Source organism: Wolbachia endosymbiont of Armadillidium arcangelii (genome assembly GCF_040207875.1).
Taxonomy (GTDB): domain Bacteria; phylum Pseudomonadota; class Alphaproteobacteria; order Rickettsiales; family Anaplasmataceae; genus Wolbachia.
Genome location: NZ_CP157942.1, coordinates 941,305 through 958,544, shown reverse-complemented (window position 1 = coordinate 958,544; position 17,240 = coordinate 941,305). Strand labels below are relative to the sequence as shown.

The 17,240-nt window shown below is 34.9% G+C and carries 17 protein-coding genes and 3 pseudogenes; 5 read left to right on the top strand and 15 right to left on the bottom strand.

Annotation, left to right across the window (positions count from 1 at the left end; translation table 11 throughout):
- Positions 1-35: 35 nt before the first annotated feature.
- The 5 genes and pseudogenes from ABLO99_RS04785 (at position 36) to ABLO99_RS04765 (ending at position 4,947) form a co-directional block, all read left to right on the top strand.
- Positions 36-941 (top strand): annotated as a pseudogene (locus ABLO99_RS04785) (helix-turn-helix domain-containing protein).
- A 171-nt stretch (positions 942-1,112) separates the two neighbouring features.
- Positions 1,113-1,769 carry a RadC family protein gene (locus tag ABLO99_RS04780; protein ID WP_349966961.1) on the top strand — a complete coding sequence of 219 codons (657 nt, stop codon included), beginning with the start codon at positions 1,113-1,115 and terminating at the stop codon, positions 1,767-1,769.
- A 102-nt stretch (positions 1,770-1,871) separates the two neighbouring features.
- Positions 1,872-3,008 (top strand): hypothetical protein, encoded by a 1,137-nt coding sequence (locus tag ABLO99_RS04775; protein WP_349966959.1) that lies wholly within the window; start codon positions 1,872-1,874, stop codon positions 3,006-3,008.
- 72 nt (positions 3,009-3,080) lie between these two features.
- A pseudogene (locus tag ABLO99_RS04770) lies at positions 3,081-3,994 on the top strand (helix-turn-helix domain-containing protein).
- Positions 3,995-4,032: 38 nt separating this feature from the next.
- Positions 4,033-4,947: a helix-turn-helix domain-containing protein gene (locus tag ABLO99_RS04765; RefSeq protein ID WP_410543662.1), complete on the top strand. Its 915-nt coding sequence runs from the start codon at positions 4,033-4,035 to the stop codon at positions 4,945-4,947.
- A gap of 249 nt (positions 4,948-5,196) precedes the next feature.
- Here ABLO99_RS04765 and ABLO99_RS04760 read toward each other — a convergent pair whose 3' ends face one another.
- The 15 genes and pseudogenes from ABLO99_RS04760 to ABLO99_RS04690 form a co-directional block, all read right to left on the bottom strand.
- Entirely contained in the window at positions 5,197-6,126 is a 930-nt protein-coding gene (locus ABLO99_RS04760) for a patatin-like phospholipase family protein (protein ID WP_349966957.1), read from the bottom strand.
- 15 nt (positions 6,127-6,141) lie between these two features.
- A complete protein-coding gene (locus ABLO99_RS04755; RefSeq protein WP_349966955.1) occupies positions 6,142-6,357 on the bottom strand; it encodes a hypothetical protein in 216 nt (71 codons plus the stop codon).
- 216 nt (positions 6,358-6,573) lie between these two features.
- Complete coding sequence (locus ABLO99_RS04750) at positions 6,574-7,110, bottom strand: ankyrin repeat domain-containing protein (RefSeq protein ID WP_349966953.1); 537 nt, start codon at positions 7,108-7,110, stop codon at positions 6,574-6,576.
- 12 nt (positions 7,111-7,122) lie between these two features.
- The gene (locus ABLO99_RS04745; RefSeq protein ID WP_349966951.1) at positions 7,123-8,073 is read right to left on the bottom strand and encodes a phage tail protein; all 951 of its coding nucleotides are present in this window, start codon (positions 8,071-8,073) and stop codon (positions 7,123-7,125) included.
- Positions 8,074-8,283: a tail protein X gene (locus ABLO99_RS04740; RefSeq protein WP_208571687.1), complete on the bottom strand. Its 210-nt coding sequence runs from the start codon at positions 8,281-8,283 to the stop codon at positions 8,074-8,076. It lies immediately after the preceding gene.
- Positions 8,280-8,627 (bottom strand): phage tail protein, encoded by a 348-nt coding sequence (locus ABLO99_RS04735; RefSeq protein ID WP_349966949.1) that lies wholly within the window; start codon positions 8,625-8,627, stop codon positions 8,280-8,282. The genes ABLO99_RS04740 and ABLO99_RS04735 overlap by 4 nt, the downstream gene beginning before the upstream one ends.
- A 1-nt stretch (position 8,628) precedes the next feature.
- Complete coding sequence (locus ABLO99_RS04730; RefSeq protein WP_349966947.1) at positions 8,629-10,938, bottom strand: phage tail tape measure protein; 2,310 nt, start codon at positions 10,936-10,938, stop codon at positions 8,629-8,631.
- Positions 10,939-11,047: 109 nt separating this feature from the next.
- On the bottom strand, positions 11,048-11,305 hold the full coding sequence (locus tag ABLO99_RS04725) for a phage tail assembly protein (protein WP_349966945.1): 258 nt from the start codon (positions 11,303-11,305) through the stop codon (positions 11,048-11,050).
- Between the two features lie 74 nt (positions 11,306-11,379).
- Positions 11,380-11,886: a phage major tail tube protein gene (locus tag ABLO99_RS04720; protein WP_349966943.1), complete on the bottom strand. Its 507-nt coding sequence runs from the start codon at positions 11,884-11,886 to the stop codon at positions 11,380-11,382.
- A 21-nt stretch (positions 11,887-11,907) separates the two neighbouring features.
- Entirely contained in the window at positions 11,908-13,071 is a 1,164-nt protein-coding gene (locus tag ABLO99_RS04715) for a phage tail sheath subtilisin-like domain-containing protein (RefSeq protein ID WP_349966941.1), read from the bottom strand.
- Complete coding sequence (locus ABLO99_RS04710; protein ID WP_349966939.1) at positions 13,068-13,625, bottom strand: hypothetical protein; 558 nt, start codon at positions 13,623-13,625, stop codon at positions 13,068-13,070. Before ABLO99_RS04710 ends, ABLO99_RS04715 begins: the two co-directional genes overlap by 4 nt.
- Positions 13,626-13,631: 6 nt before the next feature.
- Complete coding sequence (locus ABLO99_RS04705; RefSeq protein ID WP_349966937.1) at positions 13,632-15,128, bottom strand: hypothetical protein; 1,497 nt, start codon at positions 15,126-15,128, stop codon at positions 13,632-13,634.
- Positions 15,125-15,310 (bottom strand): hypothetical protein, encoded by a 186-nt coding sequence (locus tag ABLO99_RS04700; protein ID WP_349966935.1) that lies wholly within the window; start codon positions 15,308-15,310, stop codon positions 15,125-15,127. The genes ABLO99_RS04705 and ABLO99_RS04700 overlap by 4 nt, the downstream gene beginning before the upstream one ends.
- A gap of 2 nt (positions 15,311-15,312) precedes the next feature.
- Complete coding sequence (locus ABLO99_RS04695) at positions 15,313-16,497, bottom strand: hypothetical protein (RefSeq protein ID WP_349966934.1); 1,185 nt, start codon at positions 16,495-16,497, stop codon at positions 15,313-15,315.
- Positions 16,498-16,508: 11 nt separating this feature from the next.
- Positions 16,509-17,222, bottom strand: a pseudogene (locus ABLO99_RS04690) (DUF4815 domain-containing protein); the annotation flags it as partial.
- Positions 17,223-17,240: the final 18 nt, after the last annotated feature.

The following is a 17,240-nucleotide window of genomic DNA, read 5'->3' as shown; positions in this document are numbered from 1 at the left end:
ATCAAAACTTCTAAAATGGCAGGCTACGAAAAAGAATGACCGTTAGCTATACTAATTCTTTAGATCACGAAGTGGGAGAGAAAGTAAGAAGTTGGAGGTTAAAGCGAGGTTATACTCAAAAGGATTTAGCAGAGAAAATCGGTGTAACATATCAAATAGTACTACAATATGAAAAAGGAACACGTAAAATTTCGATTAAAAAGTTGTGCGCTATAGCAAAGGTGTTATCAATTAATATTACGGATCTTATTCCTGTATCAAATGAAAAAATCTGTTTTGAAGATAAGGGAGAGGAGATATTAAATCTAGTAAGAGAATATAAAAAGATTAATGATCAGGAGTTACGTAGAATGTTTTGTTTGCTAACCAAATTTGTCCAAGTCAGTGAAAAAAGTAGTAGGAAAGCAGAGAAAGTAAAAATTGCAAAGGGTTTGGTTAAAGAAGGAATTTCTGTTGATGTCGTTGCAAAAACAATAGGTCTCTCTACTGATGAATGTGTTGAAGAAAAAGTTGGTTCTATCTACTGCCAAATAGGAAAAAAGATAAAAGAATGGAGGGCAGTACGGGAGTATACTCAAAAGGATTTGGCTGAGAAAATGGTTACAACACGTGACGAAATAAGTAACTATGAGCAAGGAAGGGTTGCTGTTCCACTTGATAAATTATATGAGATAGCAAAGGCATTATCGATTAATATTATGGACCTACTTGAGCTAACAGAAGATGCAGATGATAAAATGGTACCTAATTTAATAAAAGAATACAAAAAGATTGAAAGCCAAGTAATGCACTAATAAAATCTCTGCTTGAAAGCATACAAATTTGCGAAGAGAAAGTGAAAAGAGCAGAAAATTGCAAAGGATTTAGTGAAAGGAGGAATTTCTATTGATATTATTTTGCAAGCGGTAGGCCTCTCTTTAGACGAAATTCAACAAGTTTAAAATAAAAAAATCAGTATATATTAATATCTTCACCTATTCATGAAAAAATAAGTAAAAAAGATTGAGAAATTGATTTGACTTCACTCGCAAGCTATGGCTCTATGCCAATGCTGATAAAAAAACAGCAGTAAATATTTAAAAAAAGTTTGTTGTTAGTGAAAGGTAAATTATATGAATAAAAGTAAAGAAGAAATCGAATTCAGAATATTAGAAAGCAAAGGAAAAGCACTACTTGATCGTGAAATAATGGAAACGTTTCTAAGTGCAGTACATGAAAGGCCACAAGCTCAAGAAATTGCTAAAAATCTGGTGAATACCTATACAGGAGTAGGAAGGATTTTAGGTCGAGAAATGGATGACCTGAAAGTCATAGAAGGAGTAACTGATTCTGCAGTGGCAATGATTATGTGTGTTAAGGAAACACTAGAAAGGGTACTGAGAGAAAAGCTCAAAAGTGAGCCAATAATGGACTTACAAGGGCTAGTAGAGTACTTAAACGTAAGTATAGGTCACGCAGAGAGGGAATGTGTAAAAATATTGTATTTGAATAAAAGGCGCCAATTAATCGGAGAAGAATCCTATATTGGTGAAATGGAAAAAGCACCGGTGTACATAAAGGAGATTACAAGAAAGGCATTAATAAAAAATACAACATCAATAATAATGTCACATAACCATCCTGGAGGAAGTTTAGAACCGTCAGAAGAAGATCAAGAAGTAACAAAGAGCTTAGCAGCAGCATGTAGTACTGTAAGCGTTAGATTATTTGATCATATTATCATTACAAGTGCGGGCTATTTTAGCTTTAGAGAAAACGGATTGTTATAGCAGAAAGTATTTGCAAGTTTACTCACTACAATTTATGCTGAGTAATAGAGTGTATAAATTAAGGTTTGTATACTTAAAAAGTATTTTTAATATGAGGTTTATATGACTAGTAAAGATCAGAATAAAAAGACTAATGTTAATCACAAGAAAATATTTGGTGCTCTTGAAAGCGTTGATATAGAGCAGTCTAAATTTGTGAGTAAAATTAATAACCAGAAGGAGATAAACCGGGAGACTTCCCCTAGCAGAAACATTCGCGAAAACAAAATCAACTACGGGAAAGGATTTGACTACATATATGGCGCAAAACCTGTAAGCGATCAAGCAGAAGATTTAAATCCGTTTACTTCAGCTTTAAAAAAAATAAAGCCAAATACAGAAAAGTTGAGCTGGTTTAAGAGTGCGATAGTAGAGGCAAAAAACGTAAATGAATTGCACAAAACTATAGACCAAGTACTAGCCTCTGGAGCAAGAATAAATGCATGTAATGATGGAGAATGGAGTATTGCAGAGTATGTAGTATTGGGTACACATTTTCACAGATTAGAAAAAAGTGATCGAAAAAAGCTAATACGTAAATTAATGCTAAGCGGTGCAGAGTTTCATGATACTCTACTGCAGAATAAACTGATAGGTGAAATCTATAATGAGCTACAACCAGAAGTTCAGCCACAGATAGATAAGCAACTAGAAGAACTAGAGAAAGCTGGCGAAAGTGCTGTTCAGAAAGGAGAATTAATAGATATCGAGATAGATAATAAAATGCTTTTTATGGAATTCTCTGAAGATAGCAAGGTAGAGGTAACCAAAATACTGAGAGAGTTAGGGAGTAATATTTTAAAAATTGGCAATGATGCAGTTGAAGTTAAAAATGAGAAGGGAGGTATAAGAAACTATACCGATATTTCAGATGGCAGCTCTGTCATGTTAGAATTTCCTACGAGCATTGGTAAGCTAAATATTATATTGTACCAAGATGTAAAAAAATATGATCAAGTACAAGTGAGAGTAGAAAACAAGGAAATGTGGGCTGAATTACAACAAAGAGGAGAAGAAATAGGAAAAAACTGCCTTTTCGGGGGAGTGAAACTTAAAGAAGCGGTAGAAAGAGGTAGTTTCACTAGATGTGGCATATGGAATGAAAAGTATGCTATAAAAGATATTAGCAATGATGAAGTATTGTCTCCGTGGGTAAATAGGGTATGTGGAGGTAGTAAAGAAACTTTTAGGGGGCTTTAATTAATCTATAGACAACTTTAAGGTTTTAGAGTTTACTGGAGCCTTTGAGCTATAGTAGAAAATATTATATGTATGGTTCTTTTCGTGGAAAGAAGTCTAGACTATGAAGTAGGGAAAAAGTAAAAAATTGGAGGTTAGAGCGAGGTTATACTCAGAAAGATTTAGCAGAGAAAATTGGTGTAAAGTACTGGGTAATACTGCAGTATGAGAAAGGAAACCGTAGAATTTCAATTGAAAGGTTATATGCTATAGCTGAGGCACTATCAATCAGTATTACGGATCTCATTCCTGTATCAAAAATCTGTTTTGAAGATGACGGAGAGGAAATATTAAATCTAGTAAGAGAATATAAAAAGATTAACGATCATGAGTTACGTAGAATGTTTTGTTTGCTAACCAAATTTGTCCAAGTCAGTGAAAAAAGTAGTAGAAAATCGGAAAAAATAAAAATTGCAAAGGGTCTGGTTAAAGCAGGAATTTCTGTTGATATTGTTTCACAAGCAATTGGCCTCTCTGCTGATGAATGTATTGAAGAAAAAGTTGGTTCTATACACTGCCAAATAGGAAAGAAGATAAAAGAATGGAGGCTAGTGAGAGAGTATGCTCAAAAAGATTTAGCAGAGAAAATGAATACAACACGTCACGAAATAAGCAACTATGAACAAGGAAGGACTTCTGTTCCACTTGATAAATTACATGGAATAGCAAAGGTGTTATCAATTAATATCATGGACCTACTTGAACTAACAGGAGATGAGATAGAAAATAAGCTACCTGATTTGGTTAAAGAATACAAAGAAATTGAGAGCCAAGAACTACGTAATGCATTAAGAGAGTCTCTGTTTGAAGGTATAAGGATTTGTGAAGAAAAAGTGAGAAAAGCGGAAAGGATCAAAGCTGCAAAGGATTTAGTAAAAGGGGGAATTCCTGTTGATATTATTTTGCAAGCGGTAGGTTTACCTGTTGATATAGTTTTAGATGGGTAGCTCGTGGAAAAATTATAGTAATAGAGTTTTTTTCTTAAATGGAGGTATATGTGTTTGTTTCTGCAAGCAATGTTAGTTATGGAATAGGGCAAAAAATAGAAAATTGTAGGTTAATGCGAGGTCATACTCAAATAGGATTAGCAGGTCAAATAGGTTTAACATACCAAGAAGTGAACAGCTATGAAAATGGCTATAGCGCTATTCCTGTTGAAGTATTATATATAATAGCAAAAGCATTATCAGCTACTGTTACAGATCTGCTACCTGAATCAGTAATAGTAAGAGAGTATAAAGATGAAGACGAAGAAATACTCTATCTAACAAAAATATATGAGAATCAAAAGTTAGGCAAAATAGTACCTTCATTAGTCAGGTTTGTTCATATTAGCGAGAAAATCAATCAAGAGGAGGCAAGATTAGAAGTAGCAAAAAATCTAGTTAAAGAAGGAGTTTCAGTTGACATAATTTCCCAAGCAACCGGCTTATCTATTTACGAGTATGATAATACAGAGAAAGAAGTCTGCACTGATTCTATATACTACAGAGTAGGGCAAAGAATAAGAGAATGGAGATTGATAAAAAGGTATACTCAAAAAGATTTAGCAAACAAAGTTGGTTTAACACTCAAGGAAATACACGAGTATGAAATAGGATACACTGCCATATCATTTGACAAATTATATCAAATAGCAGAAGGATTATCAGTGAATATTAAAGTTCTGCTGCCTAAAACAAGGGAAAGCAAAAAGCTATTGAGTTTAATGGATGAGTACAGAGAACAAGAATCATTAGATGCGTTAGTTAAATCTCTATCTGAAGATATGAAAAGCGGCAAGGAAAAAGTTAAAAAAGCAGAGAAAGTCAGGGTTGCAAAGAATCTATCAAAGGCAGATATTTCTATTGACATTATTGTGCGAGCAAGTGGCCTAACTGCTGATGATTGTGAAAATTGAATTGTGTTAAAGACGGTTGGGAATGTTAAATAACACATTAAGATATAAGCAAAAATAGTTATATACTTAATATAAATAAAAGTTGCAAATAATCTAAGTATGCTGAATGTTTCTATTGATGCTATTTCTAAAATAACAGATTTATCTATTGAGGAGCTTGAAAATTATGCTTTCAAAACTTAGCCTGGTTTAAAAACTGCAGTAGTTTACTGACTCATAAATAATATATTAAAATATTAGAGAGAATAGTTATATATTTAATATTTCTATACAGAATTTCTCTATCACTTTCTGATTTTCCTCTATCATTGCCTTTGCCTCTTGCTGAAGAGATTTGATATTTTTTGATGTAATATTATCCATGTCAGGTGATGCTATTTTTAATTGCGATTGTATGCGTATATATTTATTAGCTATAACTTGATTAAGTTGGTAGTTGACTGCATCTAAACTTGAAGAAAACATCACATGTAGTAGTGGTTTTATCCAGCCTATTTTTCCAAATCTCTTTGAATTGGCATACTCTATGCTTCTATCTGTTCTGCCAGTACCTATCGATAACAGTAGAATATCATCATTAGGAAATAATCTCTTACCACTAGCATATGCACAAGCCGCTGGATTATTAGCAAATACCCCGCCATCCACTAATACCATTTCCTTTTGGTTGATTTTAAGATATTTAGGTGCAAAGTAAGTAGGTGCAGCCGTTGCAGCTCTGAGTGCATCTTTCAGCTTAATATTACCTTCTTTCCAGCTTTTGAAGAAAAATGGGCAATTATTGTAAATGTCGTAACTTGTAAGCAATACATTACTTAATGTATTTTTTAGAATATCCTCTCCAAAATATTTATCCAGTACAAATTCAATATTTTTATGTGGATATTGTGCACAGTTAAACCAAGATAATATTGCTCGCCTAAAAAATGAAGACTTAAAAATATATGACCCGTATTCTTGGTAAAGCTCAACTAAATCATTTGCTGAATATTGGGGATTTCCCCGTTCATCTTTTTTGCATAACCCTGCTACAACAATTCCACCGGTTGAAGTACCTGCCATTAAGTCAAAGATTTGGGAAATTGTCTTCCTTGCTCTCTTTTCTATTTCTGCTAGAATTACTGCTGGTATTATTCCCCTTATGCCACCTCCATCAACGGATAAAATGTATTTTACCACTATGAAATTTAGTTGTTATTTGTGTTTTTGCTCAAGCTCATTAACTTCTTCAATGAGATTTTTTACCCGCTCCTCAAGGCGATAAACTGTTTCTATTAGTTCGTGATTTCGTTCTATAAATTGATCATGAATTTGTACTCTTAAATCAAGCTTGGCAAGCCACCAAATTGTTGCTATGGTCTGTATCACCATCGTTACTATTACTGTGATTGGGATTTTTTGTTTTTGCATGCTTTTCCTGATTGTATAATAAAAGACTTTCAATTATTTCTTATTTGGTAGTGTTCATAAGCGTCAAGTTAAGTGCAAGCGGCATAAGAAAGAAAATGGAAAAAAACTATTTTAGACATTGAGTAATAAGGTTAATAATTTATGGATCAATCTAAAAAAAATTATCTTAAACTTGACATGTATAAATATTTCCTATTGTTTCCCAGTTACGAAATATTACTGCTCAGATTTGTGTTCCTTTTCAGCATTATAGAGCAAGTGTATAATTTCATCGTATGGTTTATCTTTATTGTGCCGTGATCTTAGCACAGCTACATCTCTTGGGTTTTTTCCATCTTTATTTCTGATTGTAGGATTTGCACCTTTCTCCAATAAAAACCTTATGATTTCTAAATCCCCTCGATACGCAGCATTGTGAAGTGCTGTACTTCCATACCCGTTGATAATATTTACATTAATTCCTTCGTCTATCAAAAACTTGACAACTTCTAAGCATCCTTCTCCTGCAGCATAATGTAGTGTAGTAAGTTTAAAAATTTGCGTATCTATATCTAATAAATTTTTTACTGAAAACTTCGCAATTTCTAAGTTACAATTTTCAGATGCAATCCGCAATATTGTTTTATAATTATCTGTAGCTTTTACTTTCATATAGCAATAGGTAATAATAACACATACTACTGTTACTATAAACCACCAAAAATGTAGCTTATTTCTTGAGTCTCTGTTCATATTCAATACTTTTTTCAACATTAAACATTTGTTTTACTGATTTTTTCTTAACGTTGATGCTGATAACACAGTGCGATAACCTGAACTATCTAACACATGTTCTGCTCTGTCAATTACCCATTCACCGTCTATATCTTGATAAAACCCTAACAAGCTAAGTTTCGCCTCTGCAAATAGTTCTGGATTACCAGGCATAGTGATGTCCAACACTGCATTATTTCGCTTTAGTTGTTTTAACTTAGCATTTGCTGCACTTAGTGCTGATTCTACATTAGAGTAAAGCGTTTGTATAGTATAACTTGGACTACCAAAGCCAACTGTTTCTGATATAGTTTCACCCCTTTCATAGCTATGCCATTTTGCAACCACTGAGTTGTACCTGCTTACGGTAAAATGCACTTTCCAATTTATTGTGTCTTGAGGTCTAATAGCTGTTGTTCCTAAAGCTTTTCCAGTTGCCGACTTTGCTTTGCCTTTTGGAATAAAGAGTATGTATCCTCCAGCTAGCTTTGCCATTGCTTCGCGTTCTATTGCTATTTTTGTTAGTAAACTTATATCACTTTCTTCTATTTGGTTAATATGTAGAATCAACACATTTTCAAATTCTTCTGCAACTCTGCACCCATATCCGTGTTTCTCTGCTATTTCCTTAACCAAGTTACCTAGAGTAATTTGATGCCATTCTTTAGATACTTTTTCTTTTAATGAGAGTCTTAAATTTGTTGCATGAGCCTTTATTAGTAAGGTTTTAGGTGGACTTTGCACTGTAATTTCATTAACTGTATATACACCCATTGGCAACACATCTGTTTCTCTATAACCTAGAGCAATATTTAATTCATTTGGAATATCTATGTCTTCGTCCCTGTAATCAACATGTACTTCAACTACATCGTCTATTGTCCCAGATTCATCTGTAAGGCGCAATGATATGACTCTATCTTTAATTGATTCACATTTATCTATTATAAAATCTGGCTGCATTTATTCCCAGACCTTTAATTTTGACTTTTGTACTGGTTTCTGAATAGTAGGAAGCTTTATCTTTAATCCTGCAGGCAAAAAGCTTCCGTATTCTGCCAAACCTAAGTTCTCTGCTAGTACTAATTCCACTACTCCATCCGTAAATCCGTAATGTTTCCAGCAAATCAGATCTAGCATTTCTCCTTCTTTGGCTAAGTAATATATAATCATCTATAGCTCTTCAAACTCAAACTAAATTCAACTTTTCTTGGTAGTCCACTAGGTAAAAAATACATCTGCTTTTCTTCTAACCTGGTAATTACGAACTGTCCTAAAATATTACCTAAACTATCTACTAAAACATGTGGTTTTTCAGCTTCTTTCATATTCTTTAATTGATTTAGCCCATTGAGATTATGTAGATAAATCGTTCCTTCTAAATCTATATCTTCTATACCTTGACCGATATTTTGTAATAGTGGCATATTTTCAATACACTCAATTGTGCTCCAACGATTTTCCCTATTATACTTTAAACTTGTTGGAGCAAATTTATACGGGCCAAGAGACAACATTTTAATAAACAGGGTCTATGGTATCAAACAGAACATCACGTGATTTTTCTCTTATCCTTTTTATTACTTCATCAGCAAGGCTGCGAACATCTTGATTTGGTGCTGCTTGTACACTTATGTTGAAATAATTATGTTGAGTTTGGTTAAAGGTTTTATTTTCATATTTGCTTTTTACGTACTCTTTTAGATTTTTCTCATCTACTATAGATTTCTTTTCTGCGATAGCATGTTTAATTTTAACATTATTCCAGCTATTTTTAGAAATTCCTTTCATCACACTATTATTTGATAAAGGATTCCCATTATTAAAAATACTATTTTTAGAAAGTAAATTGCTAGCTTCTCCATCAACTAACGAAATAACAGTTTTTCTCTTCTCAAATTCTTTTATTGGACTATTTTCTGACACTTTCCAAAATACGCTACTAACTGTATCTCCCATCCATGAAAAAGCCTCTCCTATCGGTTTTATGATTGATTTCCAAAAACTAGCAAAAAATTCCTTCACTTTTTGCCAGTGAGTGATAACAAGTGCTGCACCAGTGACAAGTCCAGCAATTAAAAGCCCTATAGGATTACTCATTACAGCAAGCGTTATTGCTCTTAGCCCTGTTATTACTGCAGGAAAAACTGTAGCTGATAAAAATGAAAATGTTGCAATTATTTTTGCCCTTAAACCGAGAACTGTACTTGCTAAAAAAGTAAACCCATAACCTAAGCCTACTACTAAGATTTTCAAACTTATTAAAGCTGCTATAGTTCCCATGATTGCTGTAGTTAAGGTTGGATATTTTTCTGCAAATAAGGCTATGCTCCTAGTTTTTTCTTGTAAAAATTCAGCTATAAATTTTAAAGTAGGCAGCATCACCGAGCCCAGGTTCATACCAACTTCAGCTATTGCATTGCGAAGGAGTCTTAATTTATTGGCTGTAGTGTCTGCACGATTTTTGAATTCTTTTTGCAGAGAGCTTCCATACTTTTCTGTATTAGCCAATAACTTTATTGCATCCTCATACTTATTAAAACTTCCAGCTAATAATGCAATATCATCTTGATATTCCTGACCGAAAAGTTTCATCAGGATTGTAGAACGTTCCTGATTATCCATTTTCTTTAGAGTTTGAAAAAAGTAAAGTAGTGCTTTTTCCCCATTTTCACTTATCCTTTGTACCATTTCTTCTGCGGCTATGCCCGTTTCTTCTAGTGCTTCCTTAAATTCTTTTCCTTGACCTTCAGCAGTTTGAAGTTTTGAAAGTAGTGCATTTATAGCAGTTGCAGCTTTTGCTGGTTGTTTGCCCAAACTAATGAAAGCATTTACTAAGCTACTTGTTTGTTCAAACTTTAATCCAAACTGCTTTGCAGTACCACCAACTATTGCTAGAGCTTCAACCATATCTTTTGCTTTAGCAGCAGTGTTATCTGACAAGTGGTTGATCACATTACCAACGTGTTCCATTTCACTAACATTAATTCCATAAACGTTAGAAAGTTTAGCTATAGAATCTCCTGCTTGTTCTGCAGACATATCAAATGCTGTAGACATTTTTGCCACTGTTTCTGTAAACATAAAAAGATCTTCTTTCTTGATACCAAGTTGACCACCGCTTGCAGCTATTTGTGCTAATTCTGCAGCAGATAATGGTATAGTACGTGACATCTCTTTTAACTTCTTGGCAAATTTATCAGCTTCCTTTGTCTTTTCGTCAAAATCAACTACTTTTTTAACATCAGCCATAGCCGATTCAAAATCAATTGCAACTTTAACTGGAGCTGCAAGCGAAAGGCCTAGCCCAATAGTCTCTATAATTTGTGACTTAAAATGTGCTTTGCTTGCTAAAAAACTTTGGTGACTACGTATTGCAGACCCAAGCTTACCATACTTACCTTTTAGCACTTCAATAGAAGAACCAAGTTTATATTGATCACTTACTAATGACTTAATATTTCTTCCACTTTTCCTTACTTCTTCATTAAATGAATGCAAAGCATCTCTCTTTTTCAAATATGCTTCTTTTGCTTTTGTTGCAGAAAACTTAGCTTTATCAAACTCAGCTTTTAAAGTTTTGCTTGGTTTCTCTATTGCTTTCATTTGTTTAGCTAAAGATTTTACCTGATCCTCAAAACCTTTCCATGACCTTCTGCTAGTTAAAACATCACTACCCAACTGCTTAAACTTTGATACTGATTTTAAAGATGAATCAAGCTTTCTTATATTCTCACCAAGACGGGTAAGTTGACTACTGCTTCCCTTTATTACAGTATTAAAACTGCCATCAAGTACCGCACCTATTTTTATCGATAATACTGACATTTGAACTCCCTAGCTAATTTGCTCCATAAAATAAACTCACTAATCTCCATATCAAGAATGTGCTCAACTCCACCACCTATGATAGAGCCAAGCACTAGTATTTCTAATCTCAAGTTTTTTGGATAATCGGTGAAAAAAAATCCTTTAATACCTCTTGCACTTTCACATAATCAGCAATATCTAACTCTTCAATCGCTTCTTTTGCAACTGATGTCAAATTGGCAGTCAAAGTTACTTCCTTATTTAGGTCGCTACCATTAATGCGTTCTATTGCCAAATAGTCTCTAACTTTTGGACGTCTAACGGTAAGTTCTGAGACAGAAATACCATCAACTGTTATTGGGTTGTTTAGTGTTATAGTTTGCATAAAATTCTCCTAAAAAAATAAAATCTTGTAAAACGTTTTTGATCAACATCTAAAAAATAGAATTCTAAAAATCTTCATATTCCAAGCACTGTCTGAAGTAATGCCATCTGATCAACACCATTTATCTTTCTAATCATATTTTCAGCATCGATTTCTATTAACTCATTACCACCGATAGTAAGTTTATAGTAATGGGCAGCTACAGTACACTTCAGCGTTGCTTTTTCAGCAGGTTTCCAGCTACCAAAGTCAAATTCTTTGAATATGCCCCTAAGGTTGATAATTACTCCTTCAATATCATTGCTTCCGCTGCCTTGTAATCCGCCCCTTAGCGTCAAAGATACCGAATTTCCATTTATCAACCCAAAAAGTCTAAATAGCTCTGAATCATACTCAGAAAAAGTGAAATCTGCTTCTAGCTTTTCCATGCCTATATCAATATTTATTGGAATATCCATACCACCAGCTCGGTATTCTTCTGTTTTTATGGTAAGCTTCGGCAAGGTTATTTCATCTATTTTTCCTGCATAACCCCGGCCATCTACGAATACATTAAAATTCTTTAAAATTTTTGGTAGCATCTTTCTTCCCCTTAATAAAATTTACGATATTTCATTATTCACCAACCATGAACGAAAAGTAATCTGTTCAGCTGGATATGGTGGTGTAAATTCGAAGTCAAAATATACTTTTCCGCTTGCAATATTTGCTGGTGTATTGAATTCGGGTGTTGCATAACATTTTCCGCTGATAATAGCTCCTTGTGCTTTTAAATTGGCCAAATAAGAATTCACCCCCTCAATCACATCATCTATATAAGTTTTGGTAATATTTCGATCAACTGCCCAGAGATGAGCTCGAAGTAAACTATCGTTAATTAAATCTGCAGTACGCCTCACTGATAGAAAAGCCCATTTCGAATCGTTTGAACATGTCCTATTTCCCCAAAGTCTGTAGCCATTTTGATGAATTATCGTTGTTACTTCATTTTCATTTAAGTGGTTTGCTCTACAATTTGTATTACCGAGCGTAAAATCAATAGGCCTGCTCGTTCCAACAATACCGTTTATCTCTTTATTTGAAGGTGAATGCCAAAATCCTTGCTCGCTATCTACTTTAGCTATTAAACCTGCTACAAAAGGACTTGCCGGTTTTTCTTCCTCTTCAAAGACCTTAATCCATGGATCAACGATGTAAACTCTTGAGCTACCGATGCTCTTTCGCCATTTTATTGCTTCTTCATCATTGGTATTTGGTCCATCTGCTACTATTATGCTTCTTAGCTTTTCTGCTATAGAAATTAATGCTGAAATCACTGGATTTTTGCCATCTTCTGGTAGTTGGTGAGTAAACTGAGGTGCAATTAATATTCTTGGCGCAACATGAACTATGCTTTCACTGCTGAGAAATGCCTCAATTCCCTGATATTCTCCGGTTTCCTCATCAACACCGCCAATTATATTCTTCAGCGTCTCTTCTTCTTTTAATTTTGGATCACTTTCTTCAACTCGAATAACTACTACTGTTGCACCAATTTGGGAAAATACTCCATTTACTGCTGAAAAAAGAGTCCCCTTTTTGCCAAGTTTTACCGCTTCTTTTAAGCTTCCTGCTATCAGTACTGGCTTATTCAGTGGAAATTTTTGCTCGTCAGCTTCAGGTGCAGTACCTATTACTCCTATCACTGATGATTTAGCTGTGCGTACTACCTTGGCCCCTGAGGTTACCTCAATAACATTTACACCATGTAAAAATTGCTCTGTCATTTTTTTTGCATTCTTTGTTTAAAGTCATTGAGCAAAGCCTGTAGCTCTACTTCACTTTTAGCTTCTTCAATTTTCCTCTTCGCCATGTCTTCCAACTCCTCGCATTTCACTATCGCTTTTACTGCTTTTTTCACTTTTTCCTCGATTATCCTTGCCATTTCGATAACTGTAATACCACGGACTTTTGCTAATGGCTCTATAACTTCTGCATCTTTCTTATTTATAGACTCTGGTGATGCTAAAATGTTCTCTGCGGCTTTTGCTTGTATTTCGTACGACTTAAGCTTTTGATGAGAATATCCTGCATATTGGTGAGTATAGTTATTATAATAAGCACGAAGACTAGAAAATGCAGAAAGTTTCGCAGTTTCCAGTAATTCCAGCTCAATATTTTCTTGACTCCTCTCAACAATTTTCCCTCCTTCTGTTAAACAATAACTCTTTTGCCAGTCGAAATTTTCTGGTGCTTCGTACCAATCATTCCCTGTTGGCTTACTTTCAAGCGTTGTTGTTTCTACTTGTTTATCATTCTCAAATCTAATATAGATAGACATTGTTTGTTACCTCCAGAGCTCATAGGTTTCAGATAATCCCGGACATTGCCACGCTCTTAGTGTCCTCTCTACATCAACTTCAAGCCCTGCAGTTAAAAAGTTGTTACGTATGTTATAAATTCCCCACTGGATAAACTGACCATAGATATGTACATCACCTGAAAGCATACCTTCACTAACTTTTCCTCTGGAATATAGATAAGATGATGTATAAAGTAATACTGCAACTGTTTTTCCTGCTGGAATTTCTACATTCCCTGATCCAGCAAAGCTGCTACTATAACCCGTGTGTATGTAAACATTTTTCCACGTTATACTTGAAATTCTTGACTTATTAGCATTGGTGTTATCAGGAATTCCCACAAATAATCCTGCACTTGCATATTCCGCACTCCAAGATGATCCAACAAATTCTATTGTTTTATTTATGTTCGCATTGGTTGTATTTTTTACAAATATTACTCCAAGTGCAGCATATGGGTAGTAATATATTGAATCATGACTACTCGAAAAACTGTTTGTGTATAACTCTCCGTAAATAAATGTACCTTTATTTCCCTCTATAAAACTGAGTTGTCTTGGCCGATAAAAGCTAACGTAACTTGTATCGTATATATGGCTACCTGCTAGTAGTTGTAGCATGTAGTCGGTTCCACTGTTCCATTTTCCAAATTCAGTTGTGAAAGTTCCATAGCCAAGGTAATTATTTTTTCTACTGAGCACACCAAACAAGAAAGGTAATGACCCTAGTTCAACCATATTTCTCTTTTTCACTTCTTTCATAATTGATGAACTGCTAGGCACATCATTGATGGAGTTGAATTTGGTTGTGAGTGTTCTTAGCTGATTTTCCCTAATTTTTATCTCGTTTGTAAGGGATGCTTTTAATTGCTCATCTCGAGTTTCTATTTCTCCTATAATTGATGAACCAGGTGGTACATTATTAATAGCACGAAAACTTTCTACTACACCTTTAAGACCATCTTTATGATTGTTGCTAATACTGTTTATTGCCGCAATATTGGCATCCTTTCTCGTGTCAAGTAGCGATACATATGAATCTGATGACACTTTTAAAGTATCCAAGGTGTTAGTTTTTAGCGTATTGATCTCATTTACAGACTTTGTCTTTGCTACAGTTATCGCTGATATTGAATTTTCCTTGTTAGTGTTTATCTCATTCAAGTGCGATCTTGCAGCGTTTAGGAGCTCTTTCAACTTTCCATCTGTCATGTATACAATTTCAGACACTGCACTTTTGTCGACTATCAATTCCAATGCTTTAGCAAGATATGCTAGTTGATCTGGTGTACTATTTGCTGCTAAATCCTTAAGTCTTCCTTGTAGTGCATCAATTATTTCTTTTATTGTGGTCATTTGTACAACGTTGGAAATAGCTTTTTTATCTGCTATCAATTCCAGCGATTTTGCAAGATATGCCAATTGATAAGGTGTGCTACTTGCTGCTAAATCCTTTATCCTTTGGTATATTGCTTCTTTCATTCCCAAAAATTCAAAAAAGTTTCAAATCTAAATCGTTCAAAATTATTTTTAAGTTCCTCTTCTCTTTCACTCATATCTTCATCTATCTTTTCTATGGCTCTGCGTATACGTACTACATCTTGAGCAGCAATGTTCTCTGGATGCGGCAAAGGATATCCTCGTTTAGTTTCATCATTTGGCATTTCTATGTTACAATCACTCTTAAATTTTTCACTCTTGGACGATAAACAACCGTTCCGCTAAGCACTAATTTTACCCTTGTCTCATTACCATTAAAATTTGATAGCACGTGAGTTCTTTCCACCCAGTTGTCTCCTATTGGTTTTCCCGTTGTTAAATTTACTAATTGCCATTCTCCCACGTTTTTCTCTACATAAGTTTTAACGTCTGCAGTACCGGGTATCAATGCATCGTAGGTAATTGTTATCTTAGTGTTAGAGCCGGCGGTAATGCTCCTGGTGACATAATCTCCTTCTTCCCTTATATTTCCCAGAACTAGCTGTAACCCAGGATATAACACTGGACTTTTTTCTTGCCCTCCTTTTAGGCTTGCTTTTACCGTTAGCTCTCCAGATAATCTTTCACGCAGTGCAAGCGGCAAATTATCAGACAAAAAGTTTTCTCTTCCCTCTTCATCTGTTAAAACAAATTCCACATTGGTATCAAATGCTACTTTTTCGACGTTCGTCAAAACAATTAAATCTGAAGTATTGTTTGCTGTAACTTTGCCCAGATCAACAACGTGAGAATTTTCGCTAAATTTTGCAGCTAGTAGTCGAAACGTTAAATCTAAATTTTGATGTGGAGTCCAAGTACTTGCATTGCTCGATGAAAGTAGTACTCCTACTTGATAAGGCTGACTGGTTACCCAACGGCTGTTTACTGCATCGTATTTGCCAAGTTCTGCTACTTTGACCGCATTTTCCCCGTCATCGGTAAGTAAAACTATCGCATATTCCTGCCCTCCATGGCAAAACACTGGTGACCAAGTTATACGCGTTGCTGTGCCGTTAGTATTGATTTTAGTTGGCTCGATGGAATTTTCAGCGATAACTGTTTGCGAGGGCACTCCAACTGTTGTTTCACGAATCTGCACAACAACACGTCTTTTGCCGCTATTTGTAAACCATAGATCTACACCTCCTATATGCCTACTTTCATCCAAGGTAAATGTCTGTGCCAAAGGATCAACACGTTTGCTGGAAAAAACTCTTCTTCTTTCTTCTATGGTAATAGTTTTTTTACCAGTATATGTTGCTTCTCCATAGCTTCCTTTATCCCCATAAAACTGTACTAATTTAGTACCTGCTGGAATATTTGCCGGTACTTTCACCTTTCCCTTTAATTTTCCCTGGTTGTTAGCTTCCACTTTTTTTTCCCCTATGCCACGGGTTGAATGACGATGCCATCGAATTTTATCTCTTTAAGCTTCTCATTTGGCTCAAAACCTTCGATCTCAAAATCTTGTACTGCTTCTCTCATAAACTCAGTTTCATATGAATTACTTGACAATAACTCTGTTGTTTCTCTAGTATTAAATTCTCTTGTCACTGGACTTGACCAATTGGTCTTTATCTCGGTCCAGTGATCGGTGTTTTTGTTCATGGTAACTTTTGCAGGTATCGGATCAAATGCCTGATATGGATTGATCCTTTCACTTTTAGTCTGTAAAAGCTGTTCCAATACCGGCTCAAGTTCATACGGCAACAAATAAGGTTTTTTTCCCTTCTCAACATCAATAATTTCTACGTCTATTGGCAAAATTAGTTCCTTGTTTACTATTGCTGCAGTTTGGGAAATACCCTGATCACGCATATCATCATCAAAGAACGGATCAACAAATACTCCTTTTTTTGTGGTAGGTTCTCTTGAATTTGCATCATTACGTAGACGTTCCTCTGCAACTAGCACATAAAGATCTCTTATTCCACTCTTCATTGCTTCGAGTTCATTCATCGGTACAGCATGGATAGCATTATTCATTACTTTCACCTTTTCCCCATCTTTCCACGTCTGATGAATGTAGCAGAGTAAAAGTTGTCCGCTAGGCGCTTTTGGCATTGATGGTTTCCAAGGGTGGGCAATTCCTTTTATCACTGCCATTAAGTTAAG